Source organism: Serratia sp. CMO1, assembly GCF_015689115.1.
GTDB lineage: Bacteria > Pseudomonadota > Gammaproteobacteria > Enterobacterales > Enterobacteriaceae > Serratia > Serratia marcescens.
This window is the reverse complement of sequence record NZ_CP065032.1, coordinates 254,559-275,276: the sequence shown is the minus strand read 5'-3', so window position 1 is coordinate 275,276 and position 20,718 is coordinate 254,559. Positions and strand designations below refer to the sequence as shown.

Here is a 20,718-nt window from a genome sequence, read left to right as displayed (position 1 = left end):
GATCCTTAACGGTGGTATTTCGCCGACTGCGCGTGTACCGCCTCGACGAAGGCCCCGGCGTGCTCCGGCGGCACATCCTGATGGATGCCGTGGCCCAGGTTGAACACATGACCGTTGCCGTGGCCGAAACCGGCCAGAATGGTCTCCACTTCTTCCGCGATGCGCGCCGGAGAAGCATAAAGCATCGACGGATCCATATTGCCCTGCAGCGCCACTTTGTCGCCTACGCGACGGCGCGCATCGGCAATGTCGGTGGTCCAGTCCAGCCCCAGCGCATCGCAGCCGGTGGCGGCCATCGCCTCCAGCCACTGCCCGCCGCCTTTGGTAAACAGCGTCACCGGCACGCGGCGGCCGTCATTTTCACGCAGCAGGCCATCGACGATCTTGTGCATGTAGTGCAACGAGAACTCGCGGTAATCGCGCCCGGTCAGCACGCCGCCCCAGGTGTCGAACACCATCACCGACTGCGCGCCGGCCTTGATCTGGGCATTGAGATACAGGATCACGCTGTCCGCCAGCTTGTCCAGCAACAGGTGCAGCGTGGCCGGTTCGGCATACATCATCTTCTTCAGCTTGGTGAAGGCCTTGCTGCTGCCGCCCTCAACCATATAGGTAGCCAGCGTCCACGGGCTGCCGGAGAAGCCGATCAGCGGCACTTCGCCCTTCAGCTCGCGGCGAATGGTGCGCACCGCGTTCATCACATAGCCCAGCTCCACTTCCGGATCGAACACCGGCAGTTTGTCGACGTCGGCGCGGCAGGTGACGGGGGAGCTGAAACGCGGGCCTTCGCCGGCTTCAAAGTACAGGCCGAGCCCCATGGCGTCGGGAATGGTGAGAATATCGGAGAACAGGATGGCGGCGTCCAGCGCATAGCGGCGCAGCGGCTGCAGCGTAACCTCCCAGGCCAGCTCCGCGTTCTTGCACAGCGACATGAAATCACCGGCCTGGGCGCGAGTCGCCTTGTACTCCGGTAAATAACGACCGGCCTGGCGCATCATCCATACGGGGGTCACATCCACCGGCTGGCGCAACAGCGCGCGCAGGTAACGATCGTTCTTCAACTCAGTCATTTATGGGGCTCCCTTAATAATCTGCCGGCCATTGTACATTATTCTGCCCGGCACAGCGCCACGGTGTCCTCAATCAACCGGCGCGCCACGGTGCCGGGCGGCGGCAACAGCGGCAGTTGGTCGTAACGATACCAGCCGGCATTGAGCAGCTCCTTGGGATCGTGACGAATCTCACCCTGGTGGTAATCGGCCATAAAGGCCATCATCAGCGAGTGCGGAAACGGCCAGGGTTGTGACGTGACGTAGCGCAGGTTCTTGATTTCAATATTGCTCTCTTCCATCACTTCGCGCGCCACCGCTTGCTCCAGCGTTTCGCCCACTTCGACGAAGCCGGCCAGCACCGTGTGAATGCCGCCGCGATGGCGCACGTGCTGCGCCAGCAGGATCTGATCCTCGCGCCGAATGGCGACGATCACGCAGGGCGCGATCTGCGGGTAGTAGCGTTCTTTGCAATGGCCGCACAGGCAGGCGCTTTCGGTGCGGCTGAGGTGCATCTCATGGCCGCAGTAGCCGCAATAGCGATGGGAGCGGTAGAAGTCCGCCAGCTGCACGCCGCGCCCGGCCAGCTGGAACAGACCGCGATCCTGATCCAACAGCTGACGCACCGACCCCATCTCCCGCGGCATCGCCTGGCGCACCAGCCAGACCGGCGCGCCCTCCCACTCACCGATGACGCGCGCCATGTGGCCCTGCAGCCCGAGGGCGGCGGCAGTCCCCGACGGCAATTCACCGTTCGGTAACCAAAGTTTGCTTTCATGGCTGACGATCCACCAGCCGTTTTCATTGCCCGTTAATGCAAGTTCCATATCGTTGTTGCACAACCTCAGCTTCACTGGCACTCTACAAATCGGCTTTGTTACATTTTAATAACTTACCGGTTACTTTTGTTACTTACACGGAGTCAAACATGCTCAACCGTTTGGAAAGGCTGACTCAGCGCGTTGGCGGTAGTAATGAATTAGTTGATCAATGGCTTCAGGCCCGCAAGCAGTTGCTGGTCGCCTACTGCACGCTGGTAGGCCTCAAACCGAATAAAGAAAAGCATACGCCGCTGAATGAAAAAGCGCTGGAGAACTTTTGCCATAACCTGGTGGATTACCTCTCCGCAGGGCATTTTCATATCTATGACAGAATTATCAAACAAGTGGAAGGCGCAGCCAGTCCGAAAATGTCGCTGGCGGTGAACATCTACCCCAAGCTGTGGGCCAATACCGAACAGATCATGGCGTTCCACGATCGCTATACCGAAGTGGATATCGATCAGGAAGTTTGTCTGGAATTCCACCAGGCCTTGTCGGATATCGGCGAAACGTTGGCGGCGCGCTTTGCGCTGGAAGATAAGCTGATCCAACTGGAAGCGGAAGCCGCGCAGCAACCGCTGCCGGACCAGACACTGGATCCGGCGCGTTAAAATTTTATAGTTTTTTTTCTTATCCCTCCTATACTGGGGGGCATCTTGTCGGAGTGCCTAGCGCCTGATTTGTTCATCGAATCAGCCAGGCTGAGACCGTTAATTCGGGATCCGCGGAACCTGATCGGGTTAATACCCGCGAAGGGAACAAGAGTAATCTATCGCCACAGGCACGGCCGTCCCCTTGCGGGCGCCCTGCCTTATCGGCCACCATCATTACTCCCTCCGAGCTCCAGACAAGCAACTTTCCCAACCCAACACACTGGTAGGAACTTGCTATGTCTAACGTTAATCCACCGCGCGCCCGTAAAGCGCAACGCGAAGCCGCCCAGCAGTTTATCGACACGCTGCAAGGCATGGCTTTCCCGAACTCACGCCGCATCTATCTCCAGGGCTCGCGCGGCGATATCCAGGTGCCGATGCGCGAAATTCAGCTCAGCCCGACCCTGCTCGGCGGCAGCAAAGATAGCCCGCAGTATGAACCCAACGAGGCGATTCCGGTGTATGATACCGCCGGCCCCTACGGCGATCCGCAGGCCGAGCTCGACGTGCACGCCGGCCTGGCCAAGCTGCGCGCCGGCTGGATCGACGCGCGCGGCGATACCACGACGCTCAGCGGCGCCAGCTCCGGCTTCACCCAGCAGCGGTTAGCGGACGAGGGGCTGGATCACCTGCGCTTCGAGCATCTGCCGCTGCCGCGCAAAGCGCTGCCGGGCAAGCGCGTGACCCAGCTGCACTATGCCCGCGCCGGTATCGTCACCCCGGAGATGGAGTTCATCGCCATCCGTGAAAACATGGGGCGCGAACGCATTCGCGGCGAAGTACTGCGCCATCAGCATCCGGGCCAGGGCTGGGGCGCCAACCTGCCGGACAACATCACGCCGGAGTTCGTGCGCCAGGAAGTGGCCGCCGGCCGCGCCATCATTCCCGCCAACATCAACCATCCGGAAGCAGAGCCGATGATCATCGGCCGCAATTTCCTGGTGAAGGTGAACGCCAATATCGGCAACTCGGCGGTCACGTCGTCGATCGAAGAAGAGGTGGAGAAGCTGGTGTGGGCCACCCGCTGGGGCGCAGACACCGTGATGGATCTCTCCACCGGCCGCTACATTCACGAAACCCGCGAGTGGATCCTGCGCAACAGCCCGGTGCCCATCGGCACCGTGCCGATCTACCAGGCGCTGGAGAAGGTCAACGGCGTGGCGGAAAACCTCACCTGGGAGATGTTCCGCGATACGCTGCTGGAACAGGCGGAGCAAGGGGTCGACTACTTCACCATCCACGCCGGCGTGCTGCTGCGTTACGTGCCGATGACCGCCAAACGCCTGACCGGCATCGTGTCGCGCGGCGGCTCGATCATGGCCAAATGGTGTCTGTCGCACCATCAGGAAAACTTCCTCTATCAGCATTTCCGCGAAATCTGTGAGATCTGCGCCGCCTACGACGTTTCGCTGTCGCTCGGCGACGGCCTGCGCCCCGGCTCAATTCAGGACGCCAACGACGAAGCCCAGTTCGCCGAACTGCATACGCTGGGCGAGCTGACCAAAATCGCCTGGGAATACGACGTGCAGGTGATGATCGAGGGCCCAGGCCACGTGCCGATGCAGATGATCCGCCGCAACATGACCGAAGAGCTGGAACACTGCCACGAAGCGCCATTCTACACCCTCGGCCCGCTGACCACCGATATCGCCCCGGGCTATGACCATTTCACCTCCGGCATCGGCGCGGCGATGATCGGCTGGTTCGGCTGCGCCATGCTGTGTTACGTCACGCCGAAAGAGCACCTCGGCCTGCCGAACAAAGAAGACGTCAAACAGGGCCTGATCACCTACAAGATCGCCGCTCACGCCGCCGATCTGGCCAAAGGCCATCCGGGCGCGCAGATCCGCGATAACGCCATGTCCAAGGCGCGTTTCGAATTCCGCTGGGAAGATCAGTTCAATCTGGCGCTCGATCCGGCCACCGCGCGCGCCTATCACGACGAAACCCTGCCGCAGGAATCCGGCAAGGTCGCCCACTTCTGCTCGATGTGCGGGCCGAAATTCTGCTCGATGAAGATTTCGCAGGAGGTGCGCGACTACGCCGCCGCCCAAGAGGCCGCCAAACCGATCGAAGTGCAGCTGACCGGCATGGAGAAAATGTCCGCCGAGTTCCGCGCCCGCGGCAGCGAGCTGTATCACAGCGCCGGCACGCTGCAAGAGGAGACAAGCAATGACTGATATCACGACCCCCTTCCCGGCGACGCCCTACAAACTGGGGCTCTACCCGGTCGTCGACAGCGTGGAATGGATCGCTCGCCTGCTGGAGGCCGGCGTCACCACCATCCAGCTGCGCATCAAGGATTTGCCTGACGAGCAGGTCGAAGAGGATATCGCCGCCGCCATCGCGCTGGGCCAGCGTTATCAGGCGCGGCTGTTCATCAACGACTACTGGCGGCTGGCGATCAAGCACGGCGCCTACGGCGTGCATCTGGGCCAGGAAGATCTTGATACCACCGATCTGGCGGCCATTCACCGCGCCGGGTTGCGGCTCGGCGTGTCCACCCATGACGACGCCGAACTGGCGCGCGCGCTGGCGGTGAAACCGTCCTACATCGCGCTGGGGCACATCTTCCCCACCCAAACCAAAGACATGCCTTCGGCGCCGCAGGGGCTGACGGAGTTGAAACGCCACATCGCCGGCCTGGCGGATTACCCGACGGTGGCGATCGGCGGGATCAGTATCGATCGCGTACCGGCGGTGCTGGCGTGCGGCGTCGGCAGCGTCGCGGTGGTCAGCGCCATCACCCAGGCGCCGGACTGGCGCGCGGCGACGGCCGAGCTGCTGCGGCTGATCGAAGGCGAGGATCCGAACGATGCTTAACGATCAGGAATTCCTGCGCTATAGCCGCCAACTGCTGCTGGAGGACGTCGGCCCGGAAGGCCAGGAGAAACTCAAGCGCGCCACGGTGCTGATCGTCGGTTTGGGCGGGCTCGGCTCCCCGGCTTCGCTGTATCTGGCCGCCGCCGGCGTCGGCACGCTGCTGTTGGCCGACGACGACCAGCTGCACGTCACCAACCTGCAGCGGCAAATCCTCTACCGCAGCGCCGATACCGCCACCGGTAAGGCGGCGCTGGCGCAACGCCATCTGCAGGCGCTGAACCCATTGGTGGAATCCATCCCGCTGGCGCAGCGGCTGCAAGGGCAAGCGCTGCGCGACGCGGTCGCCCGCGCCGATTTGGTGCTGGACTGCTGCGACAATATGGCGACCCGCCATGAGGTCAATGCCGCCTGCATCGCCGCCGCCAAGCCGCTGATCAGCGGCAGCGCGGTCGGCTTCAGCGGCCAGTTGCTGGTGCTCGAGCCGCCCTATGCACACGGCTGTTACGCCTGCCTGTACCCGGAGCAGGAAGAGCCGCAGCGCAACTGCCGCACCGCCGGGGTACTCGGCCCGGTGGTCGGCGTGATCGGCACCCTGCAAGCGCTGGAGGCCATCAAGATGCTGGCCGGCATGCCTTCCTCCCTCAGCGGGAAACTGCGGCTGTTCGACGGCAAGCAGCAGAGTTGGAGCACGCTGCAACTGAGCCAGGCCCGTGCCTGCCCGGTATGCGGAGGCGCGGCATGAAGATCCGTTTGAACGACCAACCGCTGGAGCTGGCGCAGCCGCTCAGCGTTGCCGCCCTGCTGGCCCAGCTGGAACGCCACCAGCCGGGTACCGCGCTGGCGATCAACCAAACCATCATCCCACGCGCCGACTGGGCCGACCATCAGGTGCAGGACGGTGACGACATTTTGCTGTTTCAAGCGATCGCCGGAGGCTGACATGCTGAAAATCGCCGATACCACTTTTACCTCGCGCCTGTTCACTGGCACCGGCAAGTTCGCCACCCCGGAGCTAATGCTGGAGGCGCTGGCGGCCTCCGGTTCACAGCTGGTGACCATGGCCATGAAGCGCGTCGATCTGCGCGGCGGCAACGACGCCATTTTGGCGCCGCTGCAGCAGTTGGGCGTCAGGCTGTTGCCCAACACCTCCGGCGCCAAAACCGCCGCCGAAGCGGTGTTCGCCGCCCGGCTGGCGCGTGAAGCGCTCGGCACCCGCTGGGTGAAGCTGGAGATCCATCCCGATGTGAAATACCTGCTGCCTGATCCGATAGAAACGCTGAAGGCGGCGGAAACGCTGGTGAAAGACGGTTTTGTGGTGCTGCCTTACTGCGGCGCCGATCCGGTGCTGTGCAAACGGCTGGAAGAGGCGGGCTGCGCGGCGGTGATGCCGCTCGGCGCCCCTATCGGCTCCAACCGCGGTCTGCGCACCCGTGACTTCCTCGAGATCATCATCGAACAGGCCAAAGTGCCGGTGGTGGTCGACGCCGGCATCGGCGCGCCAAGCCACGCGCTGGAAGCGATGGAGCTGGGCGCCGACGCGGTGCTGGTGAATACCGCCATCGCCGTGGCGCGCGACCCGGTGCAAATGGCGCGGGCGTTTCGTCAGGCGCTGGAGGCCGGCGAACTGGCGCGCAGCGCCGGACTGGGCGCCAGCCAGCGCGGGGCGGTCGCCTCCAGCCCGCTGACCGCCTTCCTCACTCAGCCAGAGGAGGCGCAGTGATGGGCGACGATTTCAGTAGCCGCTGGCAACAGCTGGATTGGGACGATATTACGCTGCGCATCAACGGCAAAACCGCGCGCGACGTGGAACGCGCGTTGAACGCCGACAAGCTGACGCGCGACGACTTTATGGCGCTGATCTCCCCCGCCGCCGCGCCGTATCTGGAACCGCTGGCGCAGCGCGCGCAGCAGCTGACCCGTCAGCGGTTCGGCAACGTCGTTAGCTTCTATGTGCCGCTGTACCTCTCTAACCGGTGCGCCAACGACTGCACCTACTGCGGCTTTTCGATGAGCAACCGCATCAAGCGCAAAACGCTGGATGCGGCGGAGATCGCACGCGAGTGCGAAGCCATCAAGGCGCTGGGGTTCGAACACCTGTTGCTGGTCACCGGCGAGCATCAGACCAAGGTCGGCATGGACTATTTCCGCCGGCACATTCCGGCGATCCGCAGCCACTTCAGCTCGCTGATGATGGAAGTGCAGCCGCTGGCGCAGGACGAGTACGCCGAACTGAAAACACTGGGCCTGGACGGCGTGCTGGTGTACCAGGAAACCTACCATCCGGCCACCTATCTGCAGCATCACCTGCGCGGCCAGAAGCAGGATTTCCATTGGCGCCTGGCCACGCCGGATCGCCTGGGGCGCGCCGGGATCGACAAGATCGGCCTCGGCGCGTTGATCGGCCTCTCCAACAGCTGGCGCACCGACTGCTACCTGCTGGCGGAACATCTGTTCTACCTGCAGCAAACTTACTGGCAGAGCCGCTACTCGATCTCGTTCCCGCGTCTGCGCCCCTGCGCCGGCGGCATTGAACCGGCGTCGATCATGAGCGAGCCTCAACTGGTGCAGCTGATCTGCGCCTTCCGGCTGTTCGCGCCGGACGTTGAGCTGTCACTGTCTACGCGTGAGTCGCCGTACTTCCGCGATCATATGATCCCGGTGGCGATCAACAGCGTCAGCGCCGGCTCCAAGACGCAGCCCGGCGGCTATGCCGATGACGTGCCGCCGGAGCTGGAACAGTTCGAACCGCACGACGGCCGCACGCCGCAGCAGGTCGCCGAGGCCATCAGCAACGCCGGGCTGCAGCCGGTGTGGAAAGACTGGGACGGTTATCTGGGACGCGGTGCGCAATAAGCGGCAACGTTTGCCGCCGCGTGAAGAAAACGCTGGAGCGGCCGCGCAATGCTGAACGCCGATGCTGGCGTCGGCAAGCCCCTCGCTTATAGTGACCTTGCCGACCGCCAAACCCGGCGTCGGCCGGGGCCGTCTCCCTCTCGATGGCCCCGCCTTATCCCATCCCGGATCGCGCAGAGACTCTCTGCGCGACTCCGGTTCCTCCTTGGATTTGCGCCGGCGGGGCATGCGGACAGGCCGTTTTGGCGACTCGGCTGACAGGAGAAACTGCGTTCTGCAATAACTCAGAGTGAGATTCAAAGGGCGACGGTTACAACAGAAAGTGGAGAGCGTGGAAAAAGAAGGCACTGCAAAGAAGATGCGCGACAAGAGAAGCTTGAAGGATAATCCCCGGTGCTGCCAATGGCCCTGGTGCTGGCCGCGGATCTTTTTGCCGCCTGCTCCCTGCTTACGGACAAGAGCAGGCGGTTTATTTTGTGAGACTGGCACCCCCCCAGGACGCGAATCACACAGTATGTGCGCTAATTAACCACATAAACGGCGAAATGTGAATGTCTTTTGAGTGTTTTTTTATTCATGATCGAGTGTGTTTTGAGTTTGCCAAGGAAAATCAAACTGATATCACCGCAATACCCGAGGCTTCATCTATAATCCAGCACGGGTCCTCAAACAGGTTTTTCAACGCTCGCGGTTAACATCAAAAAAGCCAAGGTTGTCATGAAGAAAACGCCAAATTACATCGATGCAATCAGCGCGTTGCTCACTCTGAAAGGAGTTGGCGACAGAAAACATGCCTCCACGATGGCCAACATACTGAACCTTCAGTACAACAGCGCCAAACAGAAGCTGGATGGCAAAAGGGGCATCACCCTCGATGAAGTCAAAAAGGTTTTCCAGTATTTCAACGAGCCGTTTGCCGGCCAACGGACACATAACGGCGTGTTTATCATGAACAGCATTCACAAGCGCTGCAACATTGAGGTCGACGAGCGCCCGGTCACGCAAGCGGACAGCGACGAAACTTACGCCTACAAAAAGGACGACCTTTTCATCATCAACACCAATCGGGAATATGCAGCCGATGCCCCGCTGTATAAAGTCAACAAGATAGACTTTCTGCCGGCCCCGCGTATCGCGATCCTGGATAATGACGGCGATATTCTCGAACTGTTGAAGAAGATCGCCAGCCGCTACGGCATCGAAACTGAGACCTTTCAGACGGCGGACGCCATGCTGGCCGCGCTGGAGCAGCAGTCCTTTGAGGCGTTTATTTTGGACTGGCTGTTGGACTTCGGCGAGACTTCCGAACGCGTCGTGAAGAAAATTAAAGACGCCCTCGATCCGCACGCCCGCATCATCATTCTGACCGGCCAGCTGAATCACTACGAGAAAAACATCGGCGATATGATCCTGCACTATGACGTGCACCTGGTGGAAAAACCGACCAAGCCGCTGATTATCTCCTCGCTGTTGCTGTCGAACCTATTCTTTAATTAGTTTGATCGGGATGCGGATCAAAAACGATGAGCCAACCCCTTCGACGGATTTGACCTTGATGGCGCCTTTCATCGTCGTGACGTAATTTTTGATAATGGTCAGCCCCAGCCCCAACCCCTGCCGCGTTTCCCTTTCCAGCCCCTGATTGAACGCCTTATATAACCGATCCAGATTATCGACGTTAAACCCGATGCCGGTGTCTTTGACCCGCAAATACAGATTGCCGTGACACACCTTCACATTGAGGACGATCGCGCCGTGGTGGGTAAATTTGTCCGCGTTGCTGAGCAGGTTGGCCAATATTCGGTAGAGCTTGTATTTATCAGAACCAATCAGGCCGGCATAAGACGAACGGTGGATCACGAGCCGATTGCCTCGCCCGGCGCCGATGCCGGTTACGGCATCCTCCACCACCTCATTCAGCCGGAAGGTGGAAATATTGATTTTAACTTCTCCCATCTCAAGCCGAGAATAATCCATCACCTCGCGCGTTTGTTCGGCGATCTTGTTGCCGTGATAGGAGATCAGGCGGGCTTCTTTTTTCAACTCTTCCTGCGCTAGCTCGTGTTCCATGATATCCGCGGCAATGACGATGGCCTGGGTCGAGCCGGCGATCTCGTGGTAGATGGAAGAGATAAAGATGTTCTTGTTCTTGATGATCTCTTTCAACGAGAAGGCATTTCTCAGCACCAGGAACATCATCAGGAACACCAAAATCAGCGAAAAGAGGGCGAACATCTCGGCTTTACTCGAGTTGTCCTGGATGATGCCTTTCACTTCGGTAAAGTTTTTAATCTGTATCCGATAAATAATTTCCTGGATATCGACCAGCGTGCCCTCGATATCATCCATATAAGAGAGAATGTCCGCCTTGTTTTTCTGCCCCACCAGCAAGCCGGCAGAAAGATCGTCCAACGTGCGATACTGCTGCTTCAGCAGCGCAACATTTTTGATGAACTCGTCGTCGTAATAAAAAGAGTCGCTGAAGGTCGAACGGCTCTCCAGGATCTGAATCTTCGAGTAGAAGATTTTCTTTTTGATCTGGAAGGCGTCGTAATCGTTGTTTTCACTGAGCAACAGCGCGGTTTTGGTCCTTTCAAACGCCAGAAACAGGATCTCGGCCACCGAGTAGTTGTCCAGATTGGGCTCGATCTGCTTATAGCGCTCTTTTACGCCGCCGAAATTAATGGCAATCAACAAAATCAATAAGGAGAAGATGGCAACCAACGCGATAAGAGTACCGATCAGTTTTTTGCTCATCTTATTTCAGCTCCAACCTTTTAACTTGCCAGACGGTTTTCGCATTCACATCCAGGTTATTCAGCTCAGCATAGCCATCGCGCGGATAAATAATGGCGAACGGCCCCAGCTCACCAACGTCGATCGGCTTGCCGCCGCGCTGGTAGGCGACGATCACACGGTATTTAATCATCTCGTCAATCGGCATCGAATAAGAGTAATCATCCCAGGCGAAAGCGCGCACCGACTGGCCTTTCAGGTGATAGGCTTTCACTAACTCCGCAAACTCAACGCCGGTGAACATATCTTCCGGGGTGAAATTGGTCGAGGTTTTAATCGTGTGCTGCGGCATCGCCGCCAGCATCTGCCGGGTTATCTTGATCTTCTCGCCATCGAGCGGTTTCAGGTAAAAATAGTCAACGGCCGCATACAGCGGCGTGCTGAACAGCGAAAGCAGCAGTAACGTCATCAATCCTTTGATTGTCATTATTCACCCTCTTTACGTTTTACCAGTTCGGCCTGGCCGAATTCATCCTGCCCGACCACGGCCCAACCGTGATGTTGATAAAAGCCTTCGGCTTTGGAGCCGGGATCGGTGGTTAAGTGGATCGCTTCGGCGCCGCGCTCAAACATCCAGGCGGTGACCCGCGCCAACAAGGCGGAGCCGATCCCCTTCGACTGGTATTCCGGCTTCACGAACAGGCCGCCGATCAGCGGTTCAGGGATGAATAACCCGAAGCCAACGCCGGCATAGTCGTCGCCATGCTTGCAGATCCAGCCGCCGCCCTGGTTGATGTCCTCCAGCGCCTGCCTGCGCTGCAGATACTGGATCTGATGCGGGTGCAGCAGGTTTTCCTCAACGGAAAAGCGGATCTCATACAGGTAAGGCAGGTGTTGCGCCGTCAATTTTTCGAAGGTAATGAGGCTGTCCATGTTCGCACTGTCCTTGGTTGTCTGGTAAAAAACGCCGGTCAATTTCTGCTGTAACCATAGTAGCAAAGTTTGCTCGGCCCCGGCATGAGGCGAAAAAAAACCGCCCCCGAGGGAGCGGTTTATCTGGCGATGGGCCCGGCATGCCGGGCCCGCGGCGCGGATGACGATTATTCGTCGTCGCTGCCGCCCAGGCCTGCATTGAGCAGCTCGGCCAGGTTAGCCGTCGCTTCTTCCGCGCTGACTTGCGGAACAACCGGCGCTTCACCCTGAGCACGGCGACGCATGCGATCCTGATGATAAGCGTAACCGGTACCGGCTGGGATCAGACGGCCCACGATGACGTTCTCTTTCAGGCCACGCAGTTCATCACGCTTGCCGGCTACGGCAGCTTCGGTCAGAACGCGCGTCGTTTCCTGGAACGATGCGGCGGAGATGAAGGACTCGGTCGCCAAGGAAGCCTTGGTAATACCCAGCAGATCGCGCGAGAAGGTTGCCGCAATTTTACCTTCAGCTTCCAGCTGACGGTTGGCAATCTTGACGCGAGACACTTCAGCCTGCTCGCCTTCCAGGAACTCGGAGCCACCAGCGCTAACGATGGTGCCTTTACGCAGCATCTGACGAACGATAACTTCGATGTGCTTATCGTTAATCTTAACGCCTTGCAGACGGTAAACTTCCTGCACTTCGTTGGTGATGTAGCGGGTAACCGCATGCACGCCACGCAGACGCAGAATGTCGTGCGGAGACTCTGGGCCGTCGGAAACGACGTCACCACGTTCCACCACTTCGCCTTCGAACACGTTGAGCTGACGCCATTTCGGAATCATCTCTTCGTAAGCGTCGCTGCCGTCCAGCGGAGAGATCACCAGGCGACGTTTGCCTTTGGTCTCTTTACCGAACGAGATAATCCCGCTGATTTCAGCCAGGATTGCCGGCTCTTTCGGACGACGCGCTTCGAACAGGTCGGCAACGCGCGGCAGACCACCGGTAATATCCTTGGTACCGCCGGATTCCTGAGGAATACGCGCCAGGGTATCACCCGCACCGATCTGAATGCCATCTTCCAGCTGAACGATCGCTTTGCCCGGCAGGAAGTATTGAGCAGGCATATCAGTACCTGGGATCAATACGTCTTCGCCCTGAGCGTCAACGATTTTCAGTGCCGGACGCAGGTCTTTACCGCTACCGGTACGCTCTGCGCTGTCCAGAACAACCAGAGAAGACAAACCGGTCAGTTCGTCGGTCTGACGAGTAATCGTCTGGCCGTCAACCATGTCCGCGAAGCGAATGAAGCCGCTGACTTCACTGATGACCGGCATGGTGTGCGGATCCCAGTTAGCGACGGTTTCGCCGCCATTAACTTCTTCACCGTCGCCTTTGCCCATCACGGCGCCGTAAGGCACCTTGTAGCTTTCTTTGGTACGGCCGAATTCGTCGATCAGTTTCAGTTCGGTGTTACGCGAGGTGATCACCAGCTTGCCTGCGGCGTTCATAACGAACTTCGCGTTGCTCAGCTTGATGCTACCCTTGTTTTTCACCTGAATGCTGGATTCAGCAGCCGCACGAGATGCCGCACCACCGATGTGGAACGTACGCATCGTCAGCTGTGTACCCGGCTCACCGATGGACTGTGCCGCGATAACGCCGATGGCTTCGCCTTTGTTGATGATGTGGCCACGTGCCAGGTCGCGACCATAGCAGTTTGCACACACACCAAAGTCGGTTTCACAGCTCACCACGGAACGGACTTTAACGCTGTCGACAGAGTTCTCTTCCAACAGGTCACACGCCTTCTCGTTCAGCAGGGTGTTGCGTGGCACCAGAATGTCCGCCGTACCCGGCTTGAGGACGTCTTCTGCCGTCACACGACCCAGAACGCGTTCACGCAGCGGCTCTTTCACGTCGCCACCTTCGATAACCGGAGTCATCAGGATGCCGTCGTGGGTGCCACAGTCGTCTTCGGTCACCACCAGATCCTGCGCCACGTCAACCAGACGACGGGTCAGATAACCGGAGTTCGCGGTTTTCAGTGCGGTATCCGCCAGACCTTTACGAGCACCGTGGGTGGAGATGAAGTACTGGAGTACGTTCAGACCTTCACGGAAGTTCGCGGTGATTGGCGTTTCGATGATGGAGCCGTCCGGCTTCGCCATCAGACCACGCATACCGGCCAGCTGACGAATCTGAGCGGCGGAACCACGCGCACCGGAGTCGGCCATCATAAAGATGCTGTTGAAGGAAACTTGCTGTTCCACTTCGCCGTCACGGTTAACCACGTCTTCTACCGACAGGTTTTCCATCATCGCTTTAGCAACGCGTTCGTTCGCTGCAGCCCAGATATCGATCACTTTGTTGTAGCGTTCGCCGGCGGTAACCAGACCAGACTGGAACTGCTCCTGGATCTCGGCAACTTCGGTTTCCGCTTCTTCGATGATCTCCGCCTTCTTGGCCGGGATAACCATGTCGTCGATGCCTACGGAAGCGCCGGAACGGGCTGCGTAAGCAAAACCGGTGTACATGATCTGGTCAGCAAAGATAACGGTCGGCTTCAGGCCCAGGATGCGGTAACAGGTGTTCAGCATCTTGGAGATCGCTTTCTTGCCCAAAGGCTGGTTAACGATCGCGTACGGCAGACCTTTCGGTACGATCATCCACAGGATGGCGCGGCCGATGGTGGTGTCGATGATGCTGGTCTGAGAAGTCCATTCGCCTTCGGCGTTTTTGACGTCTTCGGTGATACGCACTTTAACGCGCGCATGCAGAGACGCCAGGCCGGCGCGGTAAACGCGCTCAGCTTCTTTGGAACCGTTCAGCACCATGCCTTCGCCCTTGGCGTTAACACAGTCGCGGGTCATGTAGTACAGACCCAGTACAACGTCCTGAGAAGGAACGATGATTGGCTCGCCGTTCGCTGGGGACAGGATGTTGTTGGTGGACATCATCAGCGCACGCGCTTCCAGCTGGGCTTCCAGCGTCAGCGGTACGTGAACGGCCATCTGGTCACCATCGAAGTCGGCGTTATAGGCCGCACAAACCAGCGGGTGCAGCTGGATCGCTTTACCTTCGATCAGAACAGGTTCAAACGCCTGGATACCCAAACGGTGCAGGGTTGGTGCACGGTTCAGCAGTACCGGGTGTTCGCGGATCACTTCGTCCAGGATATCCCAAACGACGGCTTCTTCACGCTCAACCATTTTCTTGGCGGCTTTGATGGTGGTGGCCAGGCCACGCAGCTCCAACTTGCCGTAGATGAACGGTTTGAACAGCTCCAGCGCCATCTTTTTAGGCAGACCGCACTGATGCAGACGCAGGTATGGACCTACGGTGATTACGGAACGGCCGGAGTAGTCAACGCGTTTACCGAGCAGGTTCTGACGGAAACGACCCTGCTTACCTTTGATCATGTCGGCCAAAGATTTCAGAGGACGTTTGTTGGAACCGGTGATGGCACGACCGCGACGGCCGTTATCCAGCAGGGCGTCTACCGCTTCTTGCAGCATACGCTTTTCGTTGCGCACGATGATGTCAGGCGCAGCCAGATCCAGCAGGCGTTTCAGACGGTTGTTACGGTTGATCACGCGACGATACAGATCGTTCAGATCCGACGTCGCGAAACGGCCGCCATCCAGCGGAACCAGTGGACGCAGATCCGGCGGCAGTACCGGCAGCACGGTCAGGATCATCCACTCCGGCTTGTTGCCGGACTGTACGAACGCTTCCAGCAGCTTGATACGCTTGGTCAGCTTCTTGCGCTTGGTTTCGGAGTTGGTTTCGTTCAGCTCTTCACGCAGCTGCTCGCACTCGGCTTCCAGATCCATGTTTTTCAACAGGGCCTGAATAGCTTCCGCACCCATCTTGGCGTCGAATTCGTCACCGAACTCTTCCAGCGCGTCCAGATACTGCTCTTCGGTCAGGATCTGACGACGCTCGAGGTTCGTCATACCGCCTTCGACCACCACATAGGATTCGAAGTACAGTACGCGTTCGATGTCACGCAGCGGCATATCCAGCAGCAAACCGATGCGGGATGGCAGCGATTTCAGGAACCAGATGTGCGCAGTCGGGGAAGCCAGTTCGATGTGGCCCATGCGCTCACGACGCACTTTGGTCTGGGTCACTTCAACGCCGCACTTCTCACAGATCACGCCGCGGTGTTTCAAGCGCTTGTACTTACCGCACAGGCACTCGTAATCTTTTACCGGCCCGAAGATACGGGCGCAGAAAAGGCCGTCACGCTCTGGTTTGAACGTACGGTAGTTAATGGTTTCCGGCTTCTTAACTTCACCGAACGACCACGAACGGATCATGTCTGGCGAGGCCAGAGCAATCTTGATCGCATCAAACTCTTCGGTCTTAGTTTGCGCTTTCAGAAACTTCAATAAGTCTTTCACGGATTGGCTCCTGTCGGAGTTAAACCTGTTGGGCACCCACAACCGCAGTAGGTACCCGTGTGACCTGAACAACCACCCTCAGGCTCCCTTAGGCGGGGAGCCTGAGCCGGAATGACGATTACTCGTCTTCCAGTTCGATGTTGATGCCGAGCGAGCGGATTTCTTTCAACAGTACGTTGAAGGACTCCGGCATGCCTGGCTCCATCCGGTGGTCGCCATCCACGATGTTTTTGTACATCTTGGTACGGCCGTTAACGTCATCCGACTTAACGGTGAGCATTTCCTGCAGGGTATAAGCCGCGCCGTATGCTTCCAGTGCCCACACTTCCATCTCACCGAAGCGTTGACCACCGAACTGCGCTTTACCACCCAGAGGTTGCTGAGTAACCAAGCTGTAAGAACCGGTTGAACGGGCGTGCATTTTATCGTCAACCAAGTGGTTCAGTTTCAGCATGTACATATAGCCAACAGTAACCTGGCGCTCGAATTGCTCACCGGTACGGCCATCGAACAGCGTGATCTGACCGGAGGTCGGGATTCCGCCCATTTCCAGCAGCTTCTTGATTTCAGTCTCTTTCGCACCGTCAAACACCGGCGTTGCGATCGGCATACCTTTTTTCAGGTTCTCTGCCAGACGCAGCACTTCGTCGTCGCTGAAGGTGTTCAGGTCAACTTTCTGGCAAACGTCGTCGCCCAGATCGTAGGCCTTCTGGATGAACTCACGCAGCTTGGCCACTTCCTGCTGCTGCTTCAGCATCTGGTTGATCTTCTCACCGATGCCTTTCGCAGCCATACCCAGGTGGGTTTCCAGGATCTGACCGATGTTCATACGTGATGGTACGCCCAGCGGGTTCAGTACGATGTCTACCGGCGTGCCGTTTTCATCGTAAGGCATATCTTCGATCGGGTTGATCTTGGAGATAACACCCTTGTTACCGTGGCGGCCCGCCATCTTGTCACCCGGTTGGATCTGACGTTTAACGGCCAGATAAACCTTGACGATTTTCAGTACGCCCGGCGCCAGATCGTCGCCCTGAGTGATCTTACGACGCTTGGCTTCCAGCTTCTTCTCGAAGTCGGATTTCAGTTCGTCGTACTGCTCAGCCAGCTGCTCCAGCTGGTTTTGCTTCTCTTCGTCGGTCAGGCCCAGTTCCAGCCAGCGATCGCGCGGCAGCTTGCTCAGCTTGTCGGCTTCGATGCCACCGGCAACCAGCACCGCGTGGATACGCGCAAACAGGCCGGCTTCCAGGATCTGCAGTTCTTCAGTCAGGTCTTTCTTCGCCTGCTTCAGCTGCATCTCTTCGATTTCCAACGCGCGCTTGTCTTTTTCCACGCCATCGCGGGTGAAGACCTGCACGTCGATAACCGTACCGGAAACGCCGTTCGGCACACGCAGAGAAGAGTCTTTAACGTCAGACGCTTTCTCACCGAAGATCGCACGCAGCAGTTTCTCTTCCGGCGTCAGTTGGGTTTCGCCTTTAGGCGTTACCTTACCGACCAGAATGTCGCCGCCGGTCACTTCAGCACCGATATACACGATACCGGATTCATCCAGTTTGGAGAGCGCAGCTTCACCCACGTTAGGGATGTCGGCGGTGATCTCTTCAGGCCCCAGCTTGGTGTCGCGAGACACGCACGCCAGTTCCTGGATGTGGATGGTGGTGAAGCGATCTTCCTGCACCACGCGCTCGGAGACCAAGATGGAGTCTTCGAAGTTGTAGCCGTTCCAAGGCATGAACGCTACGCGCATGTTCTGGCCCAGTGCAAGTTCGCCCAGGTCTGTCGATGGGCCATCCGCCAGCACGTCACCGCGCTCGATTGGCTCACCCAGATTCACACACGGCATCTGGTTGATGCAGGTGTTCTGGTTAGAACGGGTGTACTTGGTCAGGTTGTAAATATCGATACCTGCTTCGCCCGGGTACATCTCGTCTTCGTTAACTTTGATAACGATACGGGAAGCATCCACGTACTGGATCACACCGCCGCGTTTGGCAACGGCGGTTACGCCGGAGTCAACCGCTACAGCGCGTTCCATACCGGTACCGACCAGCGGCTTGTCAGCGCGCAGGGTTGGTACGGCCTGACGTTGCATGTTCGCACCCATCAATGCACGGTTGGCGTCATCGTGTTCCAGGAATGGAATCAGTGAGGCACCAACGGAAACAACCTGTTGGGTGGATACGTCCATGTAGTCAACCTGGTCGCGGCTGAACAGGCTTGATTCGCCTTTGCTGCGGCAGGTGACCAGGTCTTCTACGAAGCGGCCTTCTTCATCCAGGTTGGAGTTCGCCTGGGCGATAACGAAGTTGCCTTCTTCAATAGCAGACAGGTAGTTGATTTCATCGGTCACCACGCCGTCGCGCACGCGGCGGTACGGGGTTTCCAGGAAGCCATACTCGTTAGTCTGTGCGTACACGGACAGGGAGTTGATCAGACCGATGTTTGGACCTTCCGGCGTTTCGATTGGACACACGCGGCCGTAGTGGGTCGGGTGTACGTCTCGAACTTCAAAGCCGGCGCGCTCACGGGTCAGACCGCCCGGGCCCAGTGCGGAGATACGACGCTTGTGCGTGATCTCGGACAGCGGGTTGTTCTGGTCCATGAACTGGGACAGCTGGCTGGAGCCGAAGAACTCTTTCACCGCCGCCGAAATCGGCTTGGCGTTGATCATGTCCTGAGGCATCAGGGTATCCAGATCGCCCAGAGACAGACGCTCTTTCACCGCACGCTCAACACGCACCAGACCTACGCGGAACTGGTTCTCGGCCATTTCGCCAACGGAGCGGATACGGCGGTTGCCCAAGTGGTCGATATCGTCCACTTCGCCCTTGCCGTTACGGATATCGATGAGCTTCTTCATCACTTCGATGATGTCGTCTTTGCTCAGGATGCCCGAACCTTCGATCTCGTCACGCAGCAGAGAACGGTTGAACTTCATACGGCCAACCGCGGACAGATCGTAGCGGTCTTCGGAGAAGAACAGGTTCTCGAACAGGCTTTCGGCAGCTTCGCGCGTTGGCGGCTCACCAGGACGCATCATGCGGTAGATTTCTACCAGCGAGCTCAGACGATCGTTGGTCGGATCGACACGCAGCGTTTCAGAGATGTACGCGCCGTGGTCCAGATCGTTGGTGAACAGCGTTTCGATGCGCTTGTGGCCAGACTGGCTCAGCTTGGCCAGCAGATCCAGCGACAGCTCCATGTTGGCTGCGCAGATCAGTTCGCCGGTATTGGTATCGATATAGTCTTTCGCGACCACTTTGCCCGCGATGTACTCTACCGGTACTTCAATGCTCTGAATGTCGTCTTTTTCCAGCTGACGGATATGACGAGCGGTGATGCGACGGCCTTTCTCTACGTAGATCTTGCCGTTGGCTTCGATATCGAACGAAGCGGTCTCACCACGCAGGCGCTCTGGCACCAGCTCCATCTGCAGCTTGTTGTCGCGGATTTCGAAGACGATCTTGTCAAAGAACAGGTCGAGGATCTGTTCAGTGGTGTAGTTCAGCGCGCGCAGAATGATGGTCGCAGGCAGTTTGCGGCGACGGTCAATACGCACGAACAGGTTGTCTTTCGGATCGAACTCGAAGTCCAACCATGAACCGCGGTAAGGGATGATACGTGCGTTGTACAGCACTTTACCCGAGGAGTGGGTTTTACCCTTATCGCTGTCGAAGAATACGCCAGGACTACGGTGCAACTGAGATACGATAACCCTCTCAGTACCGTTGATCACAAAGGTGCCGTTTTCGGTCATGAGCGGAATTTCGCCCATGTAGACTTCTTGTTCCTTGATGTCTTTGACCGTACCTTCAGGCGCTTCGCGCTCATAGATAACCAGGCGCAGTTTTACGCGCAGCGGTGCAGAGAACGTCACACCACGGATCTGGCACTCTTTGACGTCGAAGACCGGCTCACCAAGACGGTAGCTAACGTATTGCAGCTCCGAATTGCCACTGTAGCTCTGGATAGGGAAAACAGAACGGAATGCGGCTTCAAGGCCGTACTGCCCTTCTGGATCTTGCTCGATAAACTTCTGGAACGAGTCAAGCTGGATAGAAAGGAGATATGGTATGTCCAGCACTTGTGGACGTTTACCAAAATCCTTACGAATACGTTTTTTCTCGGTATAGGAGTAAACCATAGGGTTCCTCAGCTCGCTGATCAGTGACCCAATCTGTCCGTCCGATTAGGGACAGTTCATGCAACACCGTTTTGTCGACCGGAAAGCGGAAACACTTTCCGCAATGTCTCTTGCTATCACGCTTAAACCATTTCATCGCGCCTTCCCCCAGAACTCCTGGTAGTGCAAAGACCGCGGTATATTAAGTCGTCAATAGAAACAAACATTGGGAGGCGAAACCAGCAGCCAAACAGTGTGAAACGCTACTGGCGCCCTACAGCGCAAAAAGGCTGGTGACTAAAAAGTCACCAGCCATCAGCCTAAAAGACTAGG

Annotated in this window: 15 protein-coding genes and 1 riboswitch; of the genes, 8 read left to right on the top strand and 7 right to left on the bottom strand. The window is 58.1% G+C overall.

The window, feature by feature from the left end:
- Positions 1 to 5: 5 nt before the first annotated feature.
- Both hemE and nudC read right to left on the bottom strand, forming a co-directional pair.
- Positions 6 to 1,070 carry a uroporphyrinogen decarboxylase gene (hemE, locus tag IT763_RS01245; RefSeq protein WP_206195090.1) on the bottom strand — a complete coding sequence of 355 codons (1,065 nt, stop codon included), beginning with the start codon at positions 1,068 to 1,070 and terminating at the stop codon, positions 6 to 8.
- Between the two features lie 38 nt (positions 1,071 to 1,108).
- Positions 1,109 to 1,876, bottom strand: coding sequence for an NAD(+) diphosphatase (nudC, locus tag IT763_RS01240; protein ID WP_028127642.1), 768 nt, complete (start codon positions 1,874 to 1,876; stop codon positions 1,109 to 1,111).
- A 101-nt stretch (positions 1,877 to 1,977) separates the two neighbouring features.
- On the opposite strand from nudC, the gene IT763_RS01235 reads away from it, so the two are divergent.
- The 8 genes from IT763_RS01235 to IT763_RS01200 all read left to right on the top strand — a co-directional run bounded on the left by IT763_RS01235 (position 1,978) and on the right by IT763_RS01200 (position 9,696).
- Entirely contained in the window at positions 1,978 to 2,481 is a 504-nt protein-coding gene (locus IT763_RS01235; RefSeq protein ID WP_016929420.1) for an Rsd/AlgQ family anti-sigma factor, read from the top strand.
- A 39-nt stretch (positions 2,482 to 2,520) separates the two neighbouring features.
- Positions 2,521 to 2,645: riboswitch (TPP riboswitch) on the top strand.
- Positions 2,646 to 2,759: 114 nt separating this feature from the next.
- Positions 2,760 to 4,703, top strand: coding sequence for a phosphomethylpyrimidine synthase ThiC (thiC, locus tag IT763_RS01230; protein ID WP_016929421.1), 1,944 nt, complete (start codon positions 2,760 to 2,762; stop codon positions 4,701 to 4,703).
- On the top strand, positions 4,696 to 5,346 hold the full coding sequence (thiE, locus tag IT763_RS01225) for a thiamine phosphate synthase (protein ID WP_016929422.1): 651 nt from the start codon (positions 4,696 to 4,698) through the stop codon (positions 5,344 to 5,346). The genes thiC and thiE overlap by 8 nt, the downstream gene beginning before the upstream one ends.
- The gene (locus IT763_RS01220) at positions 5,339 to 6,088 is read left to right on the top strand and encodes a HesA/MoeB/ThiF family protein (protein ID WP_004929883.1); all 750 of its coding nucleotides are present in this window, start codon (positions 5,339 to 5,341) and stop codon (positions 6,086 to 6,088) included. The genes thiE and IT763_RS01220 overlap by 8 nt, the downstream gene beginning before the upstream one ends.
- Positions 6,085 to 6,285 (top strand): sulfur carrier protein ThiS, encoded by a 201-nt coding sequence (thiS, locus tag IT763_RS01215; protein ID WP_004929884.1) that lies wholly within the window; start codon positions 6,085 to 6,087, stop codon positions 6,283 to 6,285. Before IT763_RS01220 ends, thiS begins: the two co-directional genes overlap by 4 nt.
- A gap of 1 nt (position 6,286) precedes the next feature.
- Positions 6,287 to 7,066: a thiazole synthase gene (locus IT763_RS01210; protein WP_049300351.1), complete on the top strand. Its 780-nt coding sequence runs from the start codon at positions 6,287 to 6,289 to the stop codon at positions 7,064 to 7,066.
- Positions 7,066 to 8,199, top strand: coding sequence for a 2-iminoacetate synthase ThiH (thiH, locus tag IT763_RS01205; RefSeq protein WP_206195089.1), 1,134 nt, complete (start codon positions 7,066 to 7,068; stop codon positions 8,197 to 8,199). The genes IT763_RS01210 and thiH overlap by 1 nt, the downstream gene beginning before the upstream one ends.
- 801 nt (positions 8,200 to 9,000) lie before the next feature.
- Complete coding sequence (locus IT763_RS01200) at positions 9,001 to 9,696, top strand: response regulator (protein ID WP_049300352.1); 696 nt, start codon at positions 9,001 to 9,003, stop codon at positions 9,694 to 9,696.
- Here the strand turns inward: IT763_RS01200 and IT763_RS01195 are convergent.
- From IT763_RS01195 to rpoB, 5 genes are all read right to left on the bottom strand, one after another.
- A complete protein-coding gene (locus IT763_RS01195) occupies positions 9,682 to 10,956 on the bottom strand; it encodes a sensor histidine kinase KdpD (RefSeq protein WP_016929427.1) in 1,275 nt (424 codons plus the stop codon). The two genes, IT763_RS01200 and IT763_RS01195, sit on opposite strands and share 15 nt — an antisense overlap.
- Position 10,957: 1 nt before the next feature.
- A complete protein-coding gene (locus IT763_RS01190) occupies positions 10,958 to 11,422 on the bottom strand; it encodes a hypothetical protein (RefSeq protein WP_016929428.1) in 465 nt (154 codons plus the stop codon).
- Complete coding sequence (locus tag IT763_RS01185; protein WP_016929429.1) at positions 11,422 to 11,868, bottom strand: GNAT family N-acetyltransferase; 447 nt, start codon at positions 11,866 to 11,868, stop codon at positions 11,422 to 11,424. The genes IT763_RS01190 and IT763_RS01185 overlap by 1 nt, the downstream gene beginning before the upstream one ends.
- A gap of 167 nt (positions 11,869 to 12,035) precedes the next feature.
- A complete protein-coding gene (gene rpoC, locus IT763_RS01180) occupies positions 12,036 to 16,259 on the bottom strand; it encodes a DNA-directed RNA polymerase subunit beta' (protein ID WP_004929899.1) in 4,224 nt (1,407 codons plus the stop codon).
- A gap of 118 nt (positions 16,260 to 16,377) precedes the next feature.
- A complete protein-coding gene (gene rpoB / locus IT763_RS01175; RefSeq protein ID WP_004929900.1) occupies positions 16,378 to 20,406 on the bottom strand; it encodes a DNA-directed RNA polymerase subunit beta in 4,029 nt (1,342 codons plus the stop codon).
- Positions 20,407 to 20,718: the final 312 nt, after the last annotated feature.